15 protein-coding genes are annotated in these 18,645 nt (G+C 51.1%); 5 read left to right on the top strand and 10 right to left on the bottom strand.

Annotated features, from left to right (window positions below; translation table 11 throughout):
- The 6 genes from O3682_RS08000 to O3682_RS07975 form a co-directional block, all read right to left on the bottom strand.
- Nucleotides 1-669 carry an amino acid ABC transporter permease gene (locus tag O3682_RS08000; protein ID WP_371509476.1) on the bottom strand — a complete coding sequence of 223 codons (669 nt, stop codon included), beginning with the start codon at nt 667-669 and terminating at the stop codon, nt 1-3.
- A complete protein-coding gene (locus O3682_RS07995) occupies nt 659-1,318 on the bottom strand; it encodes an amino acid ABC transporter permease (protein WP_371509474.1) in 660 nt (219 codons plus the stop codon). Before O3682_RS07995 ends, O3682_RS08000 begins: the two co-directional genes overlap by 11 nt.
- 164 nt (nt 1,319-1,482) lie before the next feature.
- Nucleotides 1,483-2,700, bottom strand: a complete 1,218-nt coding sequence (locus O3682_RS07990) for an MFS transporter (RefSeq protein WP_371509473.1) — start codon at nt 2,698-2,700, stop codon at nt 1,483-1,485.
- A gap of 301 nt (nt 2,701-3,001) precedes the next feature.
- Nucleotides 3,002-3,430: a hypothetical protein gene (locus O3682_RS07985; RefSeq protein ID WP_049332858.1), complete on the bottom strand. Its 429-nt coding sequence runs from the start codon at nt 3,428-3,430 to the stop codon at nt 3,002-3,004.
- 8 nt (nt 3,431-3,438) lie between these two features.
- Entirely contained in the window at nt 3,439-3,954 is a 516-nt protein-coding gene (locus O3682_RS07980) for an outer membrane protein assembly factor BamE (protein WP_070587953.1), read from the bottom strand.
- Between the two features lie 459 nt (nt 3,955-4,413).
- A complete protein-coding gene (locus tag O3682_RS07975; RefSeq protein WP_371509471.1) occupies nt 4,414-5,052 on the bottom strand; it encodes an MBL fold metallo-hydrolase in 639 nt (212 codons plus the stop codon).
- A 110-nt stretch (nt 5,053-5,162) separates the two neighbouring features.
- On the opposite strand from O3682_RS07975, the gene O3682_RS07970 reads away from it, so the two are divergent.
- Nucleotides 5,163-5,969: a DNA ligase gene (locus O3682_RS07970; protein ID WP_371509469.1), complete on the top strand. Its 807-nt coding sequence runs from the start codon at nt 5,163-5,165 to the stop codon at nt 5,967-5,969.
- Between the two features lie 65 nt (nt 5,970-6,034).
- Here the strand turns inward: O3682_RS07970 and O3682_RS07965 are convergent, their stop codons facing one another.
- Together O3682_RS07965 and O3682_RS07960 are read right to left on the bottom strand one after the other, a co-directional pair.
- The gene (locus O3682_RS07965) at nt 6,035-6,685 is read right to left on the bottom strand and encodes an HAD-IA family hydrolase (protein ID WP_371509468.1); all 651 of its coding nucleotides are present in this window, start codon (nt 6,683-6,685) and stop codon (nt 6,035-6,037) included.
- 10 nt (nt 6,686-6,695) lie between these two features.
- Nucleotides 6,696-7,682, bottom strand: coding sequence for an RluA family pseudouridine synthase (locus tag O3682_RS07960; protein WP_371509466.1), 987 nt, complete (start codon nt 7,680-7,682; stop codon nt 6,696-6,698).
- Between the two features lie 514 nt (nt 7,683-8,196).
- Between O3682_RS07960 and O3682_RS07955 the strand changes: the two genes are divergently transcribed.
- Nucleotides 8,197-11,091 (top strand): Rne/Rng family ribonuclease, encoded by a 2,895-nt coding sequence (locus tag O3682_RS07955; protein WP_371509464.1) that lies wholly within the window; start codon nt 8,197-8,199, stop codon nt 11,089-11,091.
- 233 nt (nt 11,092-11,324) lie between these two features.
- Nucleotides 11,325-12,044 (top strand): hypothetical protein, encoded by a 720-nt coding sequence (locus O3682_RS07950; protein ID WP_371509462.1) that lies wholly within the window; start codon nt 11,325-11,327, stop codon nt 12,042-12,044.
- Nucleotides 12,045-12,163: 119 nt separating this feature from the next.
- Here O3682_RS07950 and mscL read toward each other — a convergent pair whose 3' ends face one another.
- Both mscL and fabI read right to left on the bottom strand, forming a co-directional pair.
- Entirely contained in the window at nt 12,164-12,607 is a 444-nt protein-coding gene (gene mscL, locus O3682_RS07945; protein ID WP_371509460.1) for a large conductance mechanosensitive channel protein MscL, read from the bottom strand.
- Between the two features lie 449 nt (nt 12,608-13,056).
- Entirely contained in the window at nt 13,057-13,845 is a 789-nt protein-coding gene (fabI, locus tag O3682_RS07940; RefSeq protein WP_003748060.1) for an enoyl-ACP reductase FabI, read from the bottom strand.
- 208 nt (nt 13,846-14,053) lie between these two features.
- Between fabI and ppk1 the strand changes: the two genes are divergently transcribed.
- Nucleotides 14,054-16,111, top strand: a complete 2,058-nt coding sequence (gene ppk1 / locus O3682_RS07935; RefSeq protein WP_254324348.1) for a polyphosphate kinase 1 — start codon at nt 14,054-14,056, stop codon at nt 16,109-16,111.
- A 102-nt stretch (nt 16,112-16,213) separates the two neighbouring features.
- A complete protein-coding gene (locus O3682_RS07930) occupies nt 16,214-18,229 on the top strand; it encodes a prolyl oligopeptidase family serine peptidase (protein ID WP_371509457.1) in 2,016 nt (671 codons plus the stop codon).
- The last annotated feature ends 416 nt before the right edge of the window (nt 18,230-18,645 follow it).

The following is an 18,645-nucleotide window of genomic DNA, read 5'->3' as shown; positions in this document are numbered from 1 at the left end:
TCAGTGTTCCCATTTTTGTTCAAGTTTTGCCGCCATCAGCGACAGCGGCCAGCAACAGAAGAAATACAGCATAAAAATCAGGCCATAAACCCAAAATGAAGCATTGGGTTGCGTCAGCAGCGAGTTTTCGATGATTTGCTGGCCGACTTTGACGACTTCGATGACGCCGATAAGGGAGGCAAGCGAGCTGGTTTTGATCATGCGCGTAAACAGATTGACGGCGCCGGGCAATACGCGGCGGATGCTTTGCGGCAGCTCGATGTAGCGGAATACCTGCCCGCGGCTCAAGCCGAGTGCCAGGCCTGATTCGACCTGGTGTTTTTCAATCGATTCCAATGCGCCGCGGACCAAATCGCCCATTTCGGCGATGCCCCACATGGTAAATACCCAGACGCAGACCCAAAATCCGTCGATGTGGATGCCTGTCCAGACGGATAGGCCGAAATAAAGGCCGAACAGCCACACCAAAATCGGCACGATTCGGATGGTTTCGAGATAAAACCGTCCGATAAAGCGGATGAGCCGGTTGCGCGAACGTAAAACCAAGCCGAACAGCGTACCCAATGCGCAGGAGGCGGCAACGGAGGCCAGGGAAATCTGCGCCGTCAGCAACAGGCCTTCGCCCAAGCGTGCCGCGTTTTGTCCTTCAAATAGCCAGTCAAACACCATATTTTGCACTCCGTACGCGGTTTTCGGCCCAGCGCGCCAAAAGCGAAACGGGCAGAAGGATGATCAGGTAGCTGGCAAACAGCAGGAACAAGGCTTCGTTGGTTTTATAGTCCATGCCGATGATGTCTTTGGTAACGAACAACAATTCCGCAATGCCGACCGCGCTGACGATAGATGTTTCTTTCATCAAAAACAATACGTTTGCGCCGATGGCGGGAACGGCGACCGCCCATGCCTGAGGCAATTCGACATAGCGGAACACTTGAAAGCGGCTCAAACCGATGGCCTTGCCCGCTTCGATCTGCCCTTTGGGGACGGCCAAAATACCGGCGCGGATGGCTTCCGCCATATAGCTTGCGCCCAAGAAAACCAGTGCGATCACGCCGCAGGTGAAACCGTCCCATTTAATGCCCATTTTCGGCAGGCCGTAATACAGGAAAAACAATTGGATCAGCAGGGGCGTATTGCGCGACAGCTCGATATAGGCGCGTGCCAATGCGTAGAAGGGGCGGATGCGGTATGTCGTAACCACGGCAACGGGCAGGCCGAACAGCAACGACAAAACGACGCCATATACCGACAATTCCAGCGTCAGCTTTGCCGCATCGACAAATTTAGGGATGGCATCGATCAGATAAGACCAGTTCATCAGAGTCAGACAATCAGCATAATAAAGGCAGTATTTTAACGGGTTTGTAAGGGAGTGTTAAATAATGGATAGGAATATCGATTGTGGATAAAACACAAAAAATGGAATAAGGCAAAGGCCGTCTGAAACGTTTCAGACGGCCTTAAAATGCCAAGGTTTCCGCGTCAGGCGGCAGCCGCTTTCCGTTCATGAATCAGTAAATTCAACAGGGCGGCCGCGCCTGCCAAGACTGCGTCGGCGTACCACATCCAGCCGTAATCGTTGAAGCGCGTGATGACGATGCCGCCGATGTACGAACCCAAAAAGCCGCCGATTTGGTGGCTCAACATGGTCAACCCGAAGAGGGTGGCCAAGTAGCGCGTACCGAAAAGTTTGCCGGTAATGGCGGCGGTGGGGGCGACGGTTGCCAACCAAGTGAAACCGAGTCCGGCGGCGAAAAGATAGAAGTTTAAATCGGTTTTAGGTGCGGCCAGGTAAATCAATATCATGGCGACACGCGAAGCATATAAACCGAAGAGGACGTATTTGCCCAAAAATCTGCCGGTACACCAGCCTGAAAAAATACAGCCGGCGATGTTTGCCAAACCAATAATGGCAATGGAGGTCGAAGCGACCGTAGCGGGGAGGCCGCAAAGTGAAATTTCGGTCGGCAGGTGGGTAACCAAAAAGGCGATGTGGAAACCGCAGGTAAAGAAACCCAAATGCAGCAAGATATAGCTGCGGTTGGCGAAAGCCTTGCAGACGGCCTGCTTCAGGGTTTGGCCGCCGTTGTCGGTATGGACGGTATGAGAAGCATGTTTGCCGCCGGCCAGCCACCAAGAAATCGGCAAAATCAAGATGGCAATGACTGCCCAAACATAAAATGTCCCCGTCCAGCCGACGTGGGGGAGGGCAATCAAACCTTGGACCAGCGGCGCGAACAAAAATTGCCCTGCGGACCCGCCTGCATTGACCAAGCCGGAAGCCAAGCCGCGCCGATGAGGCGGCGTTTTGGCGGCGACCTGTCCCATAATGATGGAAAATCCGCCCGAACCCGTACCGAATGCCAACAATAAACCGATACCCAGCATCAGCCCCCAATAAGTCGGCATTTGCGGCACCATCAGACAGGCGGCAATCAACAGAACCGTACCGCCGGCTAAAACCCTAAACGCGCCGAAACGGTCGGCCAACGCGCCGGACAAGGGTTGCGATATGCCCCACATCAATTGGAAAACGGCAATAATCAGGCTGAACTGGGTCATGCTCAATTCGGTCGAGTTGACGACGGGCAGGACAAAAAGCCCTAAAGTCATCCTCATGCCGATGGTAATCAGCAGGATGGAGGCGGCAGCGGCAATCAGCAGCCACAAATTAGGTAATTTGGCAGAAGAATCGGTCATGATGTTTGTGTGTAAGGGGGCAGGGAATAAAAGCTATTCCTGCCACTATATTATTTATTTGATTTCTCGGCGAGCCGATATATAAACGCGCGATTCTAGCATTGGGCGAGAAACGGCATAAATAACCGTTGGTTCTTTGGATATGGTAAAAAGTGATATGGTTTTGAGGATGAATTGAGGATGAAGCGGTCAAATATTCTTCGTTTGGTACTGACGGAGCAAGCAAATTGCCGTTGAATTTTCGTTTGAGAAGAAAGGCCGTCTGAAAAGTTTCAGACGGCCTTTGTTTGACTGACTTACATCAGATGATTTCCAGAATGAAATACTGACGCAGTTTTTCGTACACATTATTTTGTACGTTGATACAACCATTGGTTATGATGCGGTCGGCCACGTGAGGGGAGGCGATGCGTTCCATGCGTCTTTCCTGTGGCTTGAGCGTCCATACCCTGTGTAATGCAAACAGAAAGTCATTTTCTTCTTTAAAGCCGATAACTTCGCCACCGTAACCCGGTTTGCTGGTCATCATCGGCGTCATATTGAATTTGCCTTTCGGCGTGGTCTTGCCAATCAGTACCGGATGGCACTGACCGTCATCGGCAAAGCAAAGCTCAGCCTTAGCTGTATTGACCACAACTTTTTTGCGTTGGATATAGTCGCTGACAGCATCGGCAGCGGCCAAAGAGTTCAGGCCTGCTGCCAAGGCTATACCTAATAGGATCCGTTTCAAATTTGTCCTTATTGACGGATGCGTTGAGGAGCTTCTTTAATGATCTCGCGGATGATCACTTGAGGCTCTTGTTTAGGTGTAGGTGCTGGAGGAGGACATACGGCATCTTTAGGGAATACTGGATTCCAGAAGAAGCTGCGTGCAAATTTGTCTTTGTCGAAGATCACTTTGTATTGGCAAGTAGTGATGCCTTCAACGCCGGAAGTGTTTTCAGGGTCAACACCTACGCCTGGGGTGTAGAAGTGGAACAGGTAGTCCCATTCACGCACGCCAACCATGCCTTCGTCGTAGTGAGGACGGCCGAGGATTTTGTAGATGTCGTCTTTGGTCAGGCCAGGACGCATTTGATCCAGCTCGTCAAAAGTTGGGAATGTACCGCGGTCTTTGTTGAAGGTCAGGGAGTAAGGTTTAGGGAAGCGTGGCTCGTCTGTAGTGCCTTCAGGAGTGATTTTGCTCTTAGTAGCACAGGCGGCCAGCAGGCCGGTAGCCAGCAGGACGAAGCCCACTTTTGCGATTTTTTTCATTTGATAATCCTTTTATTGATTTTACCAGCCGAACTTTTCAGACGGCCTGTTAGTGCCGGCAGCGAGTTTGCCGGTTTACCCAAATAATGTTGTGCTTCTTAAAGATGTACCCGACGGTTTGACAAACAGAACATCGGCACATTCCGGCAGGGCATTACGCCTCATCTCCGTTGTATCCGCCTGAGTCGGCAGAACCGTTCAGACGGCCTGACTGACATTTATTGTCACTTTGTAACAATTTCACTGCGAGTCAGGCTTGGGGTTTAGAGATTTCCGGTTTTCGATAAATCAGGTTGTATTGCGTAATACCTTGTTATCTTTGCGCTTTAGTTCTTTTTGGCATTTGCCGGAGATTAGGTACTTAATCTTTCGGGTGTTATCCCTGCAAATTGTATGCCAGTTTTCCTTTATACGCATAACCTGTGTATGCCAGAATGTTGGCTTTATACAACATTCATATTAACGAACCAGAAACGGATTGTACCTTTTCTCATGCCCGATACTGGTCATGCGGCCGTGTCCGGCGATAACTTGCGTGGTTTCGGGCAGGGTTAATAGTTTAGCGCGGATATTGTTTATGAGGTCATCATGATTGCCACGCGGAAAATCTGTACGACCAATGGTCTCATAAAATAAAACATCGCCTGCAACTAAAAGTCCGTTTTCGACGTTGTAAAAAACGACTTGGCCGGGGGTGTGGCCGGGAATGTGGAGGACTTGGAAGCTGTGGTTGCCGACCTTGAGCGTTTCCCCTTCTTCCAACCAGTGTGTCGGCGTGAATGATGGGGAAACGGGGAAACCGTATTGCGCCGTTGTTTGCGGAAGGGCTTGGAGCAGGAATTCGTCGTCTTTGTGCGGGCCGAGAACGGGTACGTCGCAGGTTTTTAAAAGTTCAACCACGCCGCCTGCGTGGTCAAGATGGCCGTGGGTCAGCCAAATGGCGGTCAGCTTGAGGCCTTTGTTTTGGACTTGTTGCAATAAATAGGGTACGTCGCCGCCGACATCGGTCAAAACGGCTTCTTTGGTTTCATCATCCCAAATCAGCGTGCAGTTTTGACGGAAGGGGGTAACGGCGTTGATTTCAAATTGGAGTGCCATGGGTGTTCCTAGGAAAGGCTTATTAACGTTATTTACGTTTCAGACGGCCTTTTGCTATTATGTATATATAATAAAAAGCAAGTCTGGAAAAGTGTCTTATGAATAATGTAATGCGGATCATGATACCGATTTTTGCGGCTTCTTTCATCTCTGTGGCGTTTGGTGCAGATTTGTTGTTGGCGCAGGAATATAAAAATCAAGATATTGCCGGTTGGGCCATGAGTGAAAAGTTGGATGGCGTACGCGCGTATTGGGACGGCAGGCAGCTGGTCAGTCGTCAGGGTTATACGTTTACACCGCCCAAAGGTTTTACAGCAGGTTTTCCACCGTTTCCGATGGATGGCGAGTTGTACAGCGGACGAGGGCGGTTTGAGCAAATTTCCGCGACGGTGCGTTCTGCCTCGGGAAATTGGGACGGCATCCGTTTACATGTTTTTGACGTGCCGCAGGCGCAGGGTAATCTGTATCAGCGGCTGGAAACGGCTTCGAAATGGCTGAAATCACACCCGTCGGCACGGTTTACGGTTATTCCGCAAGTCAAGGTGCGCGACAAACAGCATGCTTTGGATTTTTTGAAACAAGTCGAAGCGCTGGGTGGGGAAGGTGTGATGCTGCGTCAACCTGAAGCCCGTTATGCAGGCGGTAGAAATGGGCAGCTGTTGAAGCTGAAAAGTGAATATGATGATGAATGTACGGTGACGCGTCATTATGAGGGCAAAGGGCGCAATGTCGGGCGTTTGGGTGCGGTAGGATGCAAAAACCAATATGGCGAGTTTCGTATCGGCAGCGGTTTTAAGGATAAAGACCGCGACCATCCGCCGAAAATCGGTGCGCTGATTACTTACCGTTATCGTGGTTTTACGCAAAAGGGAACGCCGAAATTTGCAACATTTGTCAGGGTGCGCTCGGATCGATAAAACAAATGAAAGGCCGTCTGAAAATAGGTTTCAGACGGCCTTTCATATAGATGTTGTATAGCCTTTTATAAGGTTTCCAATACATCAGGCAATTCAGCCAAGCTGTTGAGCATGGCAATATGGGGCATGGAAGAAAGCTGTTTGGCAGTATGTGCGCCGGTGATAACTGCGATGGCACGGATTTTGGCGTTGGTGGCCATTTCTAGGTCGTGGGTGGTGTCGCCGATGACGACGGCCTCTTCCGGCTCAACACCCAGTCGGTCGCAGAGGGCGAGTACCATATCGGGAGCGGGTTTGGACGAATATTCGCCGGCGCAGGCGGTTTCCAGCCAAAAGTTTTGGGTGTCGGTTTGTGCGATGGCTTTGTCCAAGCCGCTTCGCCCTTTACCGGTCGCTACGGCAAGCCAATAGCCTTGTTGCTTCAAGCGTTGCAGGCAGGGCAGGGCTTCGGGGAATAGGGTCATGTTGTGATTGTTGGGATTGAGGTAGTGCGCGGCATAGGTCTCAATCAGGGTTTCCTGAACGTGTTCGCTGACGTTTTGGGCAAGGCGGCGAATGATGCCGGAGAGGCTGTATCCGATGAGCGGACGGATTTGGTCGGCTTCGGGAACGGGCAGACCGCAATCGGCAAAGCTTTGCTGAAAGGTGTGGATGATGGGGTTGGTGGTGTCGGCAAGCGTGCCGTCCCAGTCGAAAATGATGAGTTTGGGTTTCATGGGTTTCCTTTCAGACGGCCTTTTCCTGATTTTCCAACATTACAACAAATTGCGCCAATTCTTGCGGCAAGGGGGCTTTCAGGATCAGTTTTTCGCCGGTCAGCGGATGGGCGAGGTGCAGCTCGGAAGCGTGCAGGAACATTCTTTTCAAACTGAGTTTCTGCAGGCGTTTGTTGGCCTGATAGTCGCCGTAGCGTTCGTCGCCGGCAATGGGGCAGTCTTGCGATTGCAGGTGGACGCGGATTTGGTGGGTGCGGCCGGTTTTTAGGGTGGCTTCGACAAAGGTCAGGTCGGATAGGCCGACTTGGTGCAAAAGGCCGTCTGAAAAACGGTTTAACACGCGGAAGATGGTGTGGGCGGATTGACCGTCTTCGCTGACGCGCACCATTTTTTCACCTTGTGCGCCGGTGTATTTGAACAGGGGGAGTTTGACGTGGAAGCGGTCGTTCGGCAGTTTGCCTACGCCCAGCGCGAGATAGATTTTTTTCGGATGGTCGTTGCGGATGGCTTCGTGCAGTTTCACCAAGGCGCTGCGTTTTTTGGCAATCATTAAAAGGCCGCTGGTGTCTTTGTCGAGGCGGTGGACGAGTTCGAGATAACGCGCTTCGGGACGGGCGCGGCGGATTTGTTCGATGACGCCGAAGCTCACGCCGCTGCCGCCGTGAACGGCAACGCCAGACGGTTTGTTGATGACCAAAAGCGCATCGTCTTCGTAAATGATGTCAAATTCGCGCGCAGGCGCGGCCTGGCTTTCAGACGGCCTTTGTTTTTCAGCGATGCGTATCGGCGGAATGCGGACGGTATCGCCTGCCTGAATGCGGTTGTCGGGTTTGCAGCGTTTTTTGTTCAGCCGCACTTCGCCGGCGCGGATAATGCGGTGGATATGGCTTTTCGGGACGCCTTTGAGGATTTTTATCAGATAGTTATCAAGGCGTTGGCCTTCCTCGTGTTCGGCAACGGCAATCAGGCTGACTGAATCTTTGCGTATTGCGTGCATTTTCTCTATAATCCCAAACGTCCGTTTCGGGACCCGAACCTGCCATCGCAGGCTGTCTGAAACGGATTTATTGTTAAAACGAGATTTTATATTAAAAACGCACTCCGCAAAGCATTTCCTTGTGTTTGTTCAAAGCCGGCAAACGCAATCCCGTAATTAAGTTTGAATTGAACCTGCCGTCCGGCCGGGCGTAAGACGCAGTCCGCGCAGCACCGTCCGAAATTACCGGCGCTACGATAATAAGAAGATGTAGGCTGCCTTATTTTGTCCGAAGCATCAGCATTCGGACGGCAGCGGAACCATCAACCTTTCCGCCGCATTGTTCTTTATTTCCTTCTTTATCCGAATCCGTCCGCACATGGCTTGAGCTCAAGCATGCAACCTTGCGGATTTCAAATCAAATACTGGTTACACGGGGATTTTCCCATCTTGCCTTTGAAGAGTGCCAACCGGACAGACAGGCCGTCTGAAAAAGATATTCACAAATCAAACGGCCGCTGTTCACGAGGTGACTATGAAAAGAATGTTATTCAACGCAACGCAGGCCGAAGAGCTGCGCGTTGCCATTGTCGATGGCCAAAACCTTTTGGACTTGGACATCGAAACGCTGGGCAAAGAACAGCGTAAAGGCAATATTTACAAAGGTATCATTACCCGCATCGAGCCGTCGCTGGAAGCGTGTTTCGTCGATTACGGAACCGACCGCCACGGCTTTTTGCCGTTTAAGGAAGTATCGCGTTCATATTTCCGCGACTACGAAGGCGGCAGGGCGCGTATTCAGGACGTACTCAAAGAGGGCATGGAAGTCATCGTCCAAGTCGAAAAAGACGAGCGCGGCAACAAAGGTGCGGCATTGACCACCTTCATCAGTCTGGCCGGCCGCTATTTGGTATTGATGCCGAACAACCCGCGCGGTGGCGGCGTATCCCGCCGTATCGAAGGCGAAGAGCGTCAAGAGTTGAAAGCCGCCATGGCCGAACTCGACATTCCGAACGGCATGAGCATCATTGCCCGCACAGCCGGTATCGGCCGCAGCGCGGAAGAGTTGGAATGGGACTTGAACTACCTCAAACAACTCTGGCAAGCCATCGAAGAAGCCGGCAAAGCACATCATGACCCTTACCTGCTCTTTATGGAAAGCTCGCTGCTGATTCGTGCGATTCGCGACTATTTCCGTCCCGACATCGGCGAGATTCTGGTGGATAATCAAGAAGTTTACGACCAAGTTGCCGAGTTCATGAGCTACGTCATGCCGAGCAATGTAGGCCGTCTGAAACTCTATCAAGACCACACGCCGCTGTTCTCCCGTTTCCAAATTGAACACCAAATCGAAAGCGCGTTCTCACGCAGCGTCAGCCTGCCTTCCGGCGGCGCGATTGTGATCGACCACACCGAAGCTTTGGTTTCCATCGACGTCAACTCTGCCCGCGCCACTCGCGGCTCTGACATTGAAGACACCGCGTTTAAAACCAATATGGAAGCCGCCGAAGAGGTCGCCCGTCAAATGCGCCTGCGCGACTTGGGCGGTTTGGTCGTGATCGACTTCATCGACATGGAAAATCCGAAACACCAACGCGATGTTGAAAATGTCCTGCGCGACGCGCTCAAAAAAGACCGCGCACGCGTGCAAATGGGCAAACTTTCGCGTTTCGGCCTTTTGGAATTGAGCCGCCAACGTTTGAAACCGGCTTTGGGCGAAAGCAGCCATGTTGCGTGTCCGCGTTGCGCCGGTACCGGCGTCATCCGCGGCATCGAATCCACCGCCCTGCACGTTTTGCGCATCATTCAAGAAGAAGCAATGAAAGACAACACCGGCGAAGTACATGCACAAGTGCCTGTCGATGTCGCCACCTTCCTGTTGAACGAAAAACGCGCCGAGCTGTTTGCGATGGAAGAGCGCTTGGATGTAAACGTCGTTCTGATTCCAAATATCCACTTGGAAAATCCGCACTACGAAATCAACCGCATCCGCATTGATGACGTAGAAGAAGACGGCGAACCGAGCTACAAACGCGTCGCCGAGCCGGAAGAAGACGAATCCGCCAAACCTTTCGGCAGCGAAAAAGCCAAAGCTTCCCGTCCTGAGCCAGCTGTCAAAGGCGTGCGCCATACCCAGCCTGCACCGACTGTCGCCCCTGAGAAAAAAGCCTCTTGGTGGGACAGCTTCAAAGCTTGGTTGAAACGCATTTTCGGCGGCGAGCCTGCACCTGCCGCAGTTGCTCAAGAGCCTGCCGAAAAACGCACTACAACCAACCGCAGCCAAAACAGCAACCGCCGTTCAAACAGCCGCCGTCAAAATCCACGCCGCAACAACAAAAACGACGGCAGCAAAGTCGAAGTGCGCGAAGTGAATGCCGAAGCTGTCGACAGCAAGTTTGAAGAAAACAAATCAAACGAAAGCCGCAACGACGAGCGTAAAGACACCCGCCGCAACCGCAACCGTAACAACCGCCGAGATGATCGCAACAACGAGCGCAACAACGAGCGCAACCGTGTTGAGGAAGTGGTTGAAGACGTAAATGTTCAAGAAGTGGCTGCACTGGCTGAGATGCCGTCTGAAAACCAAGCGGAACAAAACGGCAATAAACGCCGCCGCAACAACAGTCGCAACGAGCGCAACCGTAATCAATCTGCGGAAAACCGTGTTGAGGACGTGAACGTTCAAGCCGATGGCGAACAGGCGCAAGTTGAAACGGACGACAATGCCCGCAGCGAAGAGGGTGTGAAAAACAACGGCCGTCAAGGACGTGAACGCAACAACCGTCAGCGCAACAATCGCAACGACCGCCGTTCCAACAGCAAAAAACGCAATATCCCGTCTTCAGCAAAAATCGAGCAATACCTGAACATTACCGATACCGCCGACAAAGTCCTCTTTGCCGTAGCGCATGTTTTGGGTTTGAATGAAACGGTTGAAGCTGCAAATGCGACATTGTCTTCTGAAAGCGATCAAGCCGAGCCGCTGGTGATTGTAGTATCCGAGCCTGAAGTGACCAGCGCAGAGCCATTCGTATTTGCGATTGAAAGCGAAGACGAGCCTGCCGTAGCGCAAACTGAAGGCGCTGATGCCGAACAAGCCCTGCTTGCATCTGCGGTCAGCAACGTCAAAGAAGCTATTTCTGCAGTATTGTCTCCGAATGAAACGGCTACTGTTGTACCGGTTGAAGTACCAACTGAAACTGTTACCACACCAACTGAAACCGTCGCTGAAGCAGCGCCTGTCGAAATTGTTGTGCCTGAGAGCTTGGGCGATTTGATCTTCGTTGAAACCGATCCGCAAGCCGTTGCCGCTTTTGCCGCGCAGCCACAACCTGAACCGGTTGCTAAAACACGCCGTTCGGATGTGCCTAAAGTAGAAGTGGAAGACGTAGCAGTCGAAATGATTTTGGTGGAAACACGCAAAGACTAAGATTGGTTTTCCAGTTCAAAGCCCGATGTTGAATGCATCGGGCTTTTTTACAGGAGAAGTGCTACGACTATAGGGAATAGTTAAGAAAAGGAAATTTCTTTTGAGGAGAGTGAGAAGTATGAAGCATCAAGAAGTTGGAGTTCTCGATATTTAAAGGTCAGAATCATTGCTACCTTGAAAGACTTAGCCTTTACATAGGGTTGGTCCTGTATAAAAAATAAGATCATGGAAGTATGAATATGAAGTTAAGATATTTTGAATTAGATAGGCCTTATGTGGAAAATCGCCAAAGGATCGAGGAGTTGATGGACTCAGCTTCGTTAAGATACGAGGAGGCCAGGATAGAGGACTACAATCAAAATTGGAAATGCCGTAGAAAAGCGTTTGTATATGAATCGAAGTGTATGACGTCTATGTTTGAGCGACTCTTCAAGCCTGTTCCAACTAAGGATTGCTGGAAAATCATCATAGAATGCATGGATAAGGTCTGCAATCCTTGTATCATAAATTTACTTGGTGTCTATACTGTTCAGGTTCCATTTGATTTTTGTACCTATGAAGCTTTAAATCCTGTTGATAAGAAAAAGATGCTCTTGGTTGCCTTAGTTGAAGGGGTAAACCGTGTGTTTCACGAGCTCTCTATTCCATTCTGCTTACTTGGGGATGTAGTGAATAAAATAGAGAGGAACCATTATGAAAATAGCTGGGTATGGAAAAAGAAGAAGATTCAATCCACCACTTTTTCCATTCAAGTGGAACATCAGATCAATAAAGTTGACTTGTTTTGGAATATTGAAAATAAAGACAAGAGTATTCGTCATTTGATTCAAACCTGTCCTGCTCATGAAATGGATTATGGCGCTTATCTTGGTAAATTAGAGGTAAATGATAATTTCCTTTATCTATTGGGTAAAAATAATGAGGTCGTAAGCAAGGTTTCTATAAATAAATGAAGGATAGCTGCTTGTAGTTTTTCTTAAACAGCCAACTATGTCAGAGCGATGGAGTTAGAAAAGGCCGTCTGAAATAGTTTCAGACGGCCTTGGTTTGTGTGTATGTTTGGGTATTGTGATTATTTTTTGTTCAGAGAGTCACGGATTTCGCGCAACAACAGAACTTCTTCGCTAGGCTCTGCTGGTGCTTCTTCAGCAGGAGCTTCGGTTTTTTTCACAGAGTTAATGGCTTTAACCACGCAGAAGATGGCAGCGGCGATGATCAGGAAGCTGATTACGGTGTTGATGAACAGACCGATATTCAGGGTAACGGCACCGGCTGCTTGGGCGGCTGCCAAGTTGGCGTAACCTTCTGCAGGAGCGGCTTGTGCGCCGTCTTTCAGGGTGATGAACAGGTTGGAGAAATCAACGCCGCCGATCAGCAGACCGATAGGAGGCATGATTACATCGTCAACCAATGATTTGACGATGCCGCTGAATGCTGTACCGACAACCATACCGACTGCGAGGTCGACAACGTTGCCACGCATAATAAATTCTTTAAATTCTGAAGCGATTGACATAATTAATCTCCTGTATGTGTTTGAGTCAAAATCAGATGTAGTTCAATAAAACGGCAGGCATATTAACGCTTTATCGGTTAAGAAAAATTCATTAATGTTAAATTTTGTATTTCATGCTAAAAATGCCCGGCTTCTATGCCTTCTGTATGAAAAAACAGGCCGTCTGAATTTTTTCTGTTACTTTTTTACACCACTTTTTATCAGCGGCTAAGTATCAGATAACATGAATGTTATCTTTAGAATCAATGCTCTATCGGAATTTCAGATTAAGGTGGAATGATAATATAATAATGTTGAAAACATAATCATTAAAAACCTGTAAAGGTAATGTTTCGTATCCGTATTTGACTTTCAGACGGCCTTTTTGGTTATGCAGTTATTCAAGCCATAATGTAATAGTCATAAAAAACGCACTTTCATCATGAAAGTGCGTTTTGCGTGTAAACCGTTTAGTTCTCTTCGTCGTTCAGTGCGTTGATGCTGTAACCGCCGTCAACGTACGTAATCTCGCCGGTGATGCCGGAAGCGAGGTCGGACAGCAGGAAGGCGGCTGTGTTACCGACTTCTTCAGTGGTAACGTTGCGACCCAATGGGTTGTGGGAAGCGACGTGGCCCAAGAGTTTGCTGAGATCGGCGATGCCGGAAGCGGCCAGGGTTTTGATCGGGCCTGCGGAGATGCCGTTGCAGCGGATGCCTTCTTTGCCCAGGCAGGCGGCAGTGAAGCGGATGCCGGCTTCGAGGCTGGCTTTGGCCATGCCCATAACGTTGTAGTTAGGAATGGCACGAACGGCGCCCAAGTAGCTCAGTGCAACGATTGCGGCGTTGCGGCCCTGCATCATCGGACGGGCGGCTTTTGCCAGCGCAGGCAGGCTGTATGCGGAGATTTCGTGAGCGGTGTTGAATGCTTCGCGGCTGATGCTGTCGAGGAAGTCGCCGCTCAAAGCTTCTTTAGGGGCGAAGCCGATGGAGTGAACCAAGCCGTCCAAGCCGTCCCAGTGTTTGCCCAAGTCAACGAAAACTTGGTTGATTTCGTCGTCGCTGGCAACGTCGCAGCGGAACACGAGTTCGGAGCCGAGTTCGGCCGCCATTTTACGGACGCGCTCTTCCAGTTTGTCGACAACATAAGTAAATGCCAATTCCGCGCCTTGTTCGCGGCAGGCTTTGGCGATGCCGTAAGCGATGGAACGCTCGGAGATCATGCCGGTAATCAGAATTTTTTTGCCTTGCAAAAAGCCCATTTTCTTATCCTTTAGCAGTGGTATTGCGGTTGCATTAAACGGCGCATTATAGCAAAAACCGCTGTTTCGGTATAGAAAATAACGGATAACCCTTTGTCTTGCCTCAAATAGGGATAAGGTTTTCTGTCAAGGCCGTCTGAAACCTGACGGAACGTCGGCAAAACGTTATACTTGATGGTGTTAATGACCGATGTTTCAGGAGTGAACCATGCCCGAGCAAAACCGCATTCTCTGCCGAGAACTCAGCCTGTTGGCGTTTAACCGCCGTGTACTGGCTCAGGCGCAGGATACGAAAGTTCCTTTGTTGGAACGTTTGCGTTTTCTGTGCATCGTGTCTTCCAATTTGGACGAATTTTTTGAAGTGCGCATGGCGTGGTTGAAACGCGAAAATAAATTGCGCCCGCATCAGCCGCTCGACAACGGCAAAACTGCGGCCGAAACCATCGAAGCGGTGGCAAAAGAGGCACAGGCCTTGATTCGCGAGCAGTACGATCTGTTTAACAAAGTATTGCAGCCTGCACTCAGCCGCGCCGGTATTCATTTCTATCGCCGCCACAAATGGACGGCCGCGCAGAAAAAATGGATTGAAAATTATTTTGACAACGAGCTGTTGCCCATTCTCACGCCCATCGGCCTTGATCCTTCGCATCCGTTCCCGCGCCCGTTAAACAAATCGCTCAACTTTGCCGTCGAACTCGAAGGTACGGATGCGTTCGGCCGTCCGTCCGGAATGGCGATTGTGCAGGCGCCGCGCATTTTGCCGCGCGTCGTTCCCATGCCGTCTGAAATTTGCGGCGGTGATGCAGGCTTTGTGTTCTTGTCTTCGATTTTGCACGCCCATGTCGGCAAACTTTTTCCCGGTATGAAGGTTAAAGACTGCCATCAGTTCCGCCTCACGCGCGACAGCGATTTGACGGTTGATGAAGAAGATTTGAAAAACCTGCGTGCCGCGATTCAAAACGAATTGCACGACCGCGAATACGGCGACGGCGTGCGCTTGGAAGTGGCGGATACTTGTCCGGCGCATATTCACGACTTCCTGCTTGCCCAGTTCAAGCTGACTTCTGCCGAGCTGTATCAGGTCAAAGGACCGGTCAATTTGGTGCGCCTCAATGCCGTCCCCGATTTGGTGGATAGGCCGGATTTGAAGTTCCCACCGCGTAATGCAGGCCGTCTGAAAGCCTTACGCAAAAACGGCTCCGTATTCAAACTGGTCAAACAGTCGCCGATCTTGCTGCACCATCCGTATCAATCTTTCGATCCGGTTGTCCAAATGATACGCGAGGCAGCGGCCGATCCGGATGTGTTGGCCGTTAAAATGACCATCTACCGCACCGGCAGCAATTCCGAGCTTGTGCGCGCATTGATGAAGGCCGCACTGGCGGGCAAACAGGTTACCGTCGTGGTCGAACTGATGGCGCGTTTTGACGAAGCCAACAACGTCAACTGGGCGAAGCAGCTGGAAGAGGCAGGCGCGCACGTCGTGTACGGCGTATTCGGCTACAAAGTTCATGCCAAAATGGCTTTGGTTATCCGTCGCGAAGACGGCGTACTCAAGCGTTATGCCCACCTCGGTACCGGCAACTACCACCAAGGCACATCGCGCATCTACACCGACTTCGGCATCATCACCGCCGACGAACAAATCACTGCCGATGTGAACACTTTGTTTATGGAAATCACAGGATTGGGCAAGCCGGGCCGTCTGAACAAGCTCTATCAAAGCCCGTTTACCCTGCACAAAATGGTCATCGACCGCATCAAGCAGGAAACCGAACACGCCAAAGCAGGCAAACCGGCACGGATTACCGCCAAGATGAACTCCCTCATCGAGCCGAGCGTAATTGATGCGCTGTATCAGGCCAGCGCGGCAGGCGTGCAAATCGACCTGATTGTGCGCGGTATGTGTACTTTGCGCCCGGGGGTAAAAGGCTTGTCCGAAAACATCCGCGTCCGCTCCATTATCGGCCGCCAACTCGAACACTCGCGCGTGTATTGCTTCCATAACAACGGCGCAGACGATACCTTTATCTCCAGCGCCGACTGGATGGGTCGCAACTTCTTTCGCCGCATTGAAGTCGCCACGCCGATTACCACGCCCGAACTCAAAGAACGCGTGATCCGCGAAGGTTTGGAAATGGCCTTGGAAGACAATACCCAGGCTTGGCTGATGCAGCCTGACGGCAGTTATGTCCGCACCCAGCCGCAAGACGGCGAGCCTGCGTTTGGTTTGCAGGAAGGTTTGTGGAAAATATACGGACGTTGAGTTGAATAATGTCTCAGGCCGTCTGAAACGCAGGTTTCAGACGGCCTTTTTTGATTTTGCCGTTATAATTCCGTTTCCCAATCTTTCAGACGGCCTTTTCCTATGAAATCTTACCCCGATTCCTATCTCCATTTTGAAAACCTCGAATCTCCCGAAACGCAAGATTTTGCCGCCGCGGCCCATGCCGAAACGCGTGCGCGTTTTTTAGAAAACGACAAAGCGCGCGCATTGTCCGACGGCATTTTGGCGCAGTTACAGGACACGCGGCAGATTCCGTTTTGTCAGGAACACCGCGCGCGGATGTACCATTTCCATCAGGACGCAGAATATCCGAAGGGCGTGTACCGCGTATGTACCGCGGCGACGTACCGTTCCGGCTATCCCGAGTGGAAAATCCTGTTTTCAGTGGCGGATTTCGATGAATTGCTCGGCGACGATGTGTATTTGGGCGGCGTGTCGCACTTGGTGGAACAGCCCAACCGCGCGTTGTTAACACTGAGCAAATCGGGCGGAGATACGGCGTACACGCTGGAAGTGGATTTGGAAGCAGGGGAGTTGGTAGAAGGCGGTTTTCACTTTCCGGCAGGCAAAAACCATGTGTCGTGGCGCGATGAAAACAGCGTGTGGGTGTGTCCGGCTTGGGACGAACGCCAGTTGACCGAATCGGGCTATCCGCGCGAAGTATGGCTGGTGGAACGCGGCAAAAGTTTCGAGGAAAGCCTGCCGGTGTATCAAATTGCCGAAGACGGCATGATGGTAAACGCGTGGCGTTATCTCGATCCGCAGGGGTCGCCGATTGATTTGATTGAAGCGTCAGATGGTTTTTACACCAAAACCTATTTGCAGGTGTCGTCTGAAGGCGAGGCGAAACCGTTAAACCTGCCCAACGATTGCGACGTAGTCGGCTATTTGGCCGGACATCTTTTGCTGACGCTGCGTAAAGACTGGAACCGCGCAAACCAAAGCTATCCGAGCGGTGCGCTGGTGGCTGTGAAACTGAATCGGGGCGAACTCGGGGCGGCGCAGCTTTTGTTTGCGCCTGATGAAACGCAGGCATTGGAAAGCGTGGAAACGACCAAGCGTTTTGTCGTGGCGAGCCTGTTGGAAAACGTACAAGGCCGTCTGAAAGCATGGCGCTTTAGCGACGGCAAATGGCAGGAAGTCGAACTGCCGCGCTTGCCTTCGGGTGCGTTGGAAATGACCGACCAACCGTGGGGTGGCGACGTGGTTTACCTTGCCGCCAGCGATTTCACCACGCCGCTGACGCTGTTTGCGCTGGATTTGAACGTGATGGAACTGACCGTCATGCGCCGTCAGCCGCAGCAGTTTGATTCAGACGGCATCAACGTGCAGCAGTTTTGGACGACTTCGGCCGACGGCGAGCGCATTCCTTATTTCCACATCGGCAAAAACGCCACGCCCGACACGCCGACCTTAGTCTATGCCTACGGCGGTTTCGGTATTCCCGAATTGCCGCATTATTTGGGTAGCGTCGGCAAATATTGGCTGGAAGAGGGCAATGCCTTTGTGTTGGCGAACATCCGCGGCGGCGGCGAATTCGGCCCGCGTTGGCATCAGGCGGCGCAGGGAATCAGCAAACATAAAAGCGTTGATGATTTGCTTGCCGTCGTGCGCGATTTGTCCGAACGCGGTATCAGTTCGCCCAAACACATCGGCTTGCAGGGAGGCAGCAACGGCGGCCTGATTACCGCCGCCGCTTTCGTGCGCGAACCTCAAAGCATTGGCGCGCTGGTGTGCGAAGTGCCGCTGACCGACATGATCCGTTATCCGCTGCTGTCCGCCGGTTCAAGCTGGACGGACGAATACGGCAATCCGCAAAAATACGAAGTCTGCAAACGCTGGCTGGGCGAATTGTCGCCGTATCACAATCTTTCAGACGGCATCAATTATCCGCCAGCGCTCATTACCACCAGCCTCAGCGATGACCGCGTCCATCCCGCCCACGCGCTCAAGTTCTACGCCAAACTGCGCGAAACCTCGCCGCAATCTTGGCTCTACTCGCCTGACGGCGGCGGCCATACCGGCAACGGTACGCAACGCGAATCCGCCGACGAACTTACCTGCGTATTGCTGTTTTTGAAAGAGTTTTTGGGGTAGAAGCAAGCAGCAGGACTGACTGTTTCGTAAAGTTGAGAAACAAAATACTCTTGTTTCGGTAAGTGAAAAGAAGGCCGTCTGAAAAACGAATATTAAAGTTTTTCAGACGGCCTTCTTTTCTTTTAACTTTCAACATATCCCGATAAAATGGACACTTTGTAAGTGATCATTGATGGAAGACGCAATTATGGCAACCGAACCGAAAAATTATACACGATTTAGAAAATAATTTCAAACAAAACAATATATTAAAACTCAAACAAATCTTTCCCGAAGTCTTTTGCGAAGACCAAATCGACTTTGAGAAACTCAAACTTGTCCTTGGCGCAGAAAACCTTGCCGGTGTGGGCGAACGTTATCAACTCGATGCTGTAGAAACTAGTAGCGTTGTTTACAGTATTTCCAGGAGAATACTG

The organism is Neisseria sp. 27098_8_112, assembly GCF_041433235.1.
Classification (GTDB): Bacteria; Pseudomonadota; Gammaproteobacteria; order Burkholderiales; family Neisseriaceae; genus Neisseria.
Note: the sequence above shows the minus strand (reverse complement) of the source record. Positions and strands in the feature narration are given on the sequence as shown.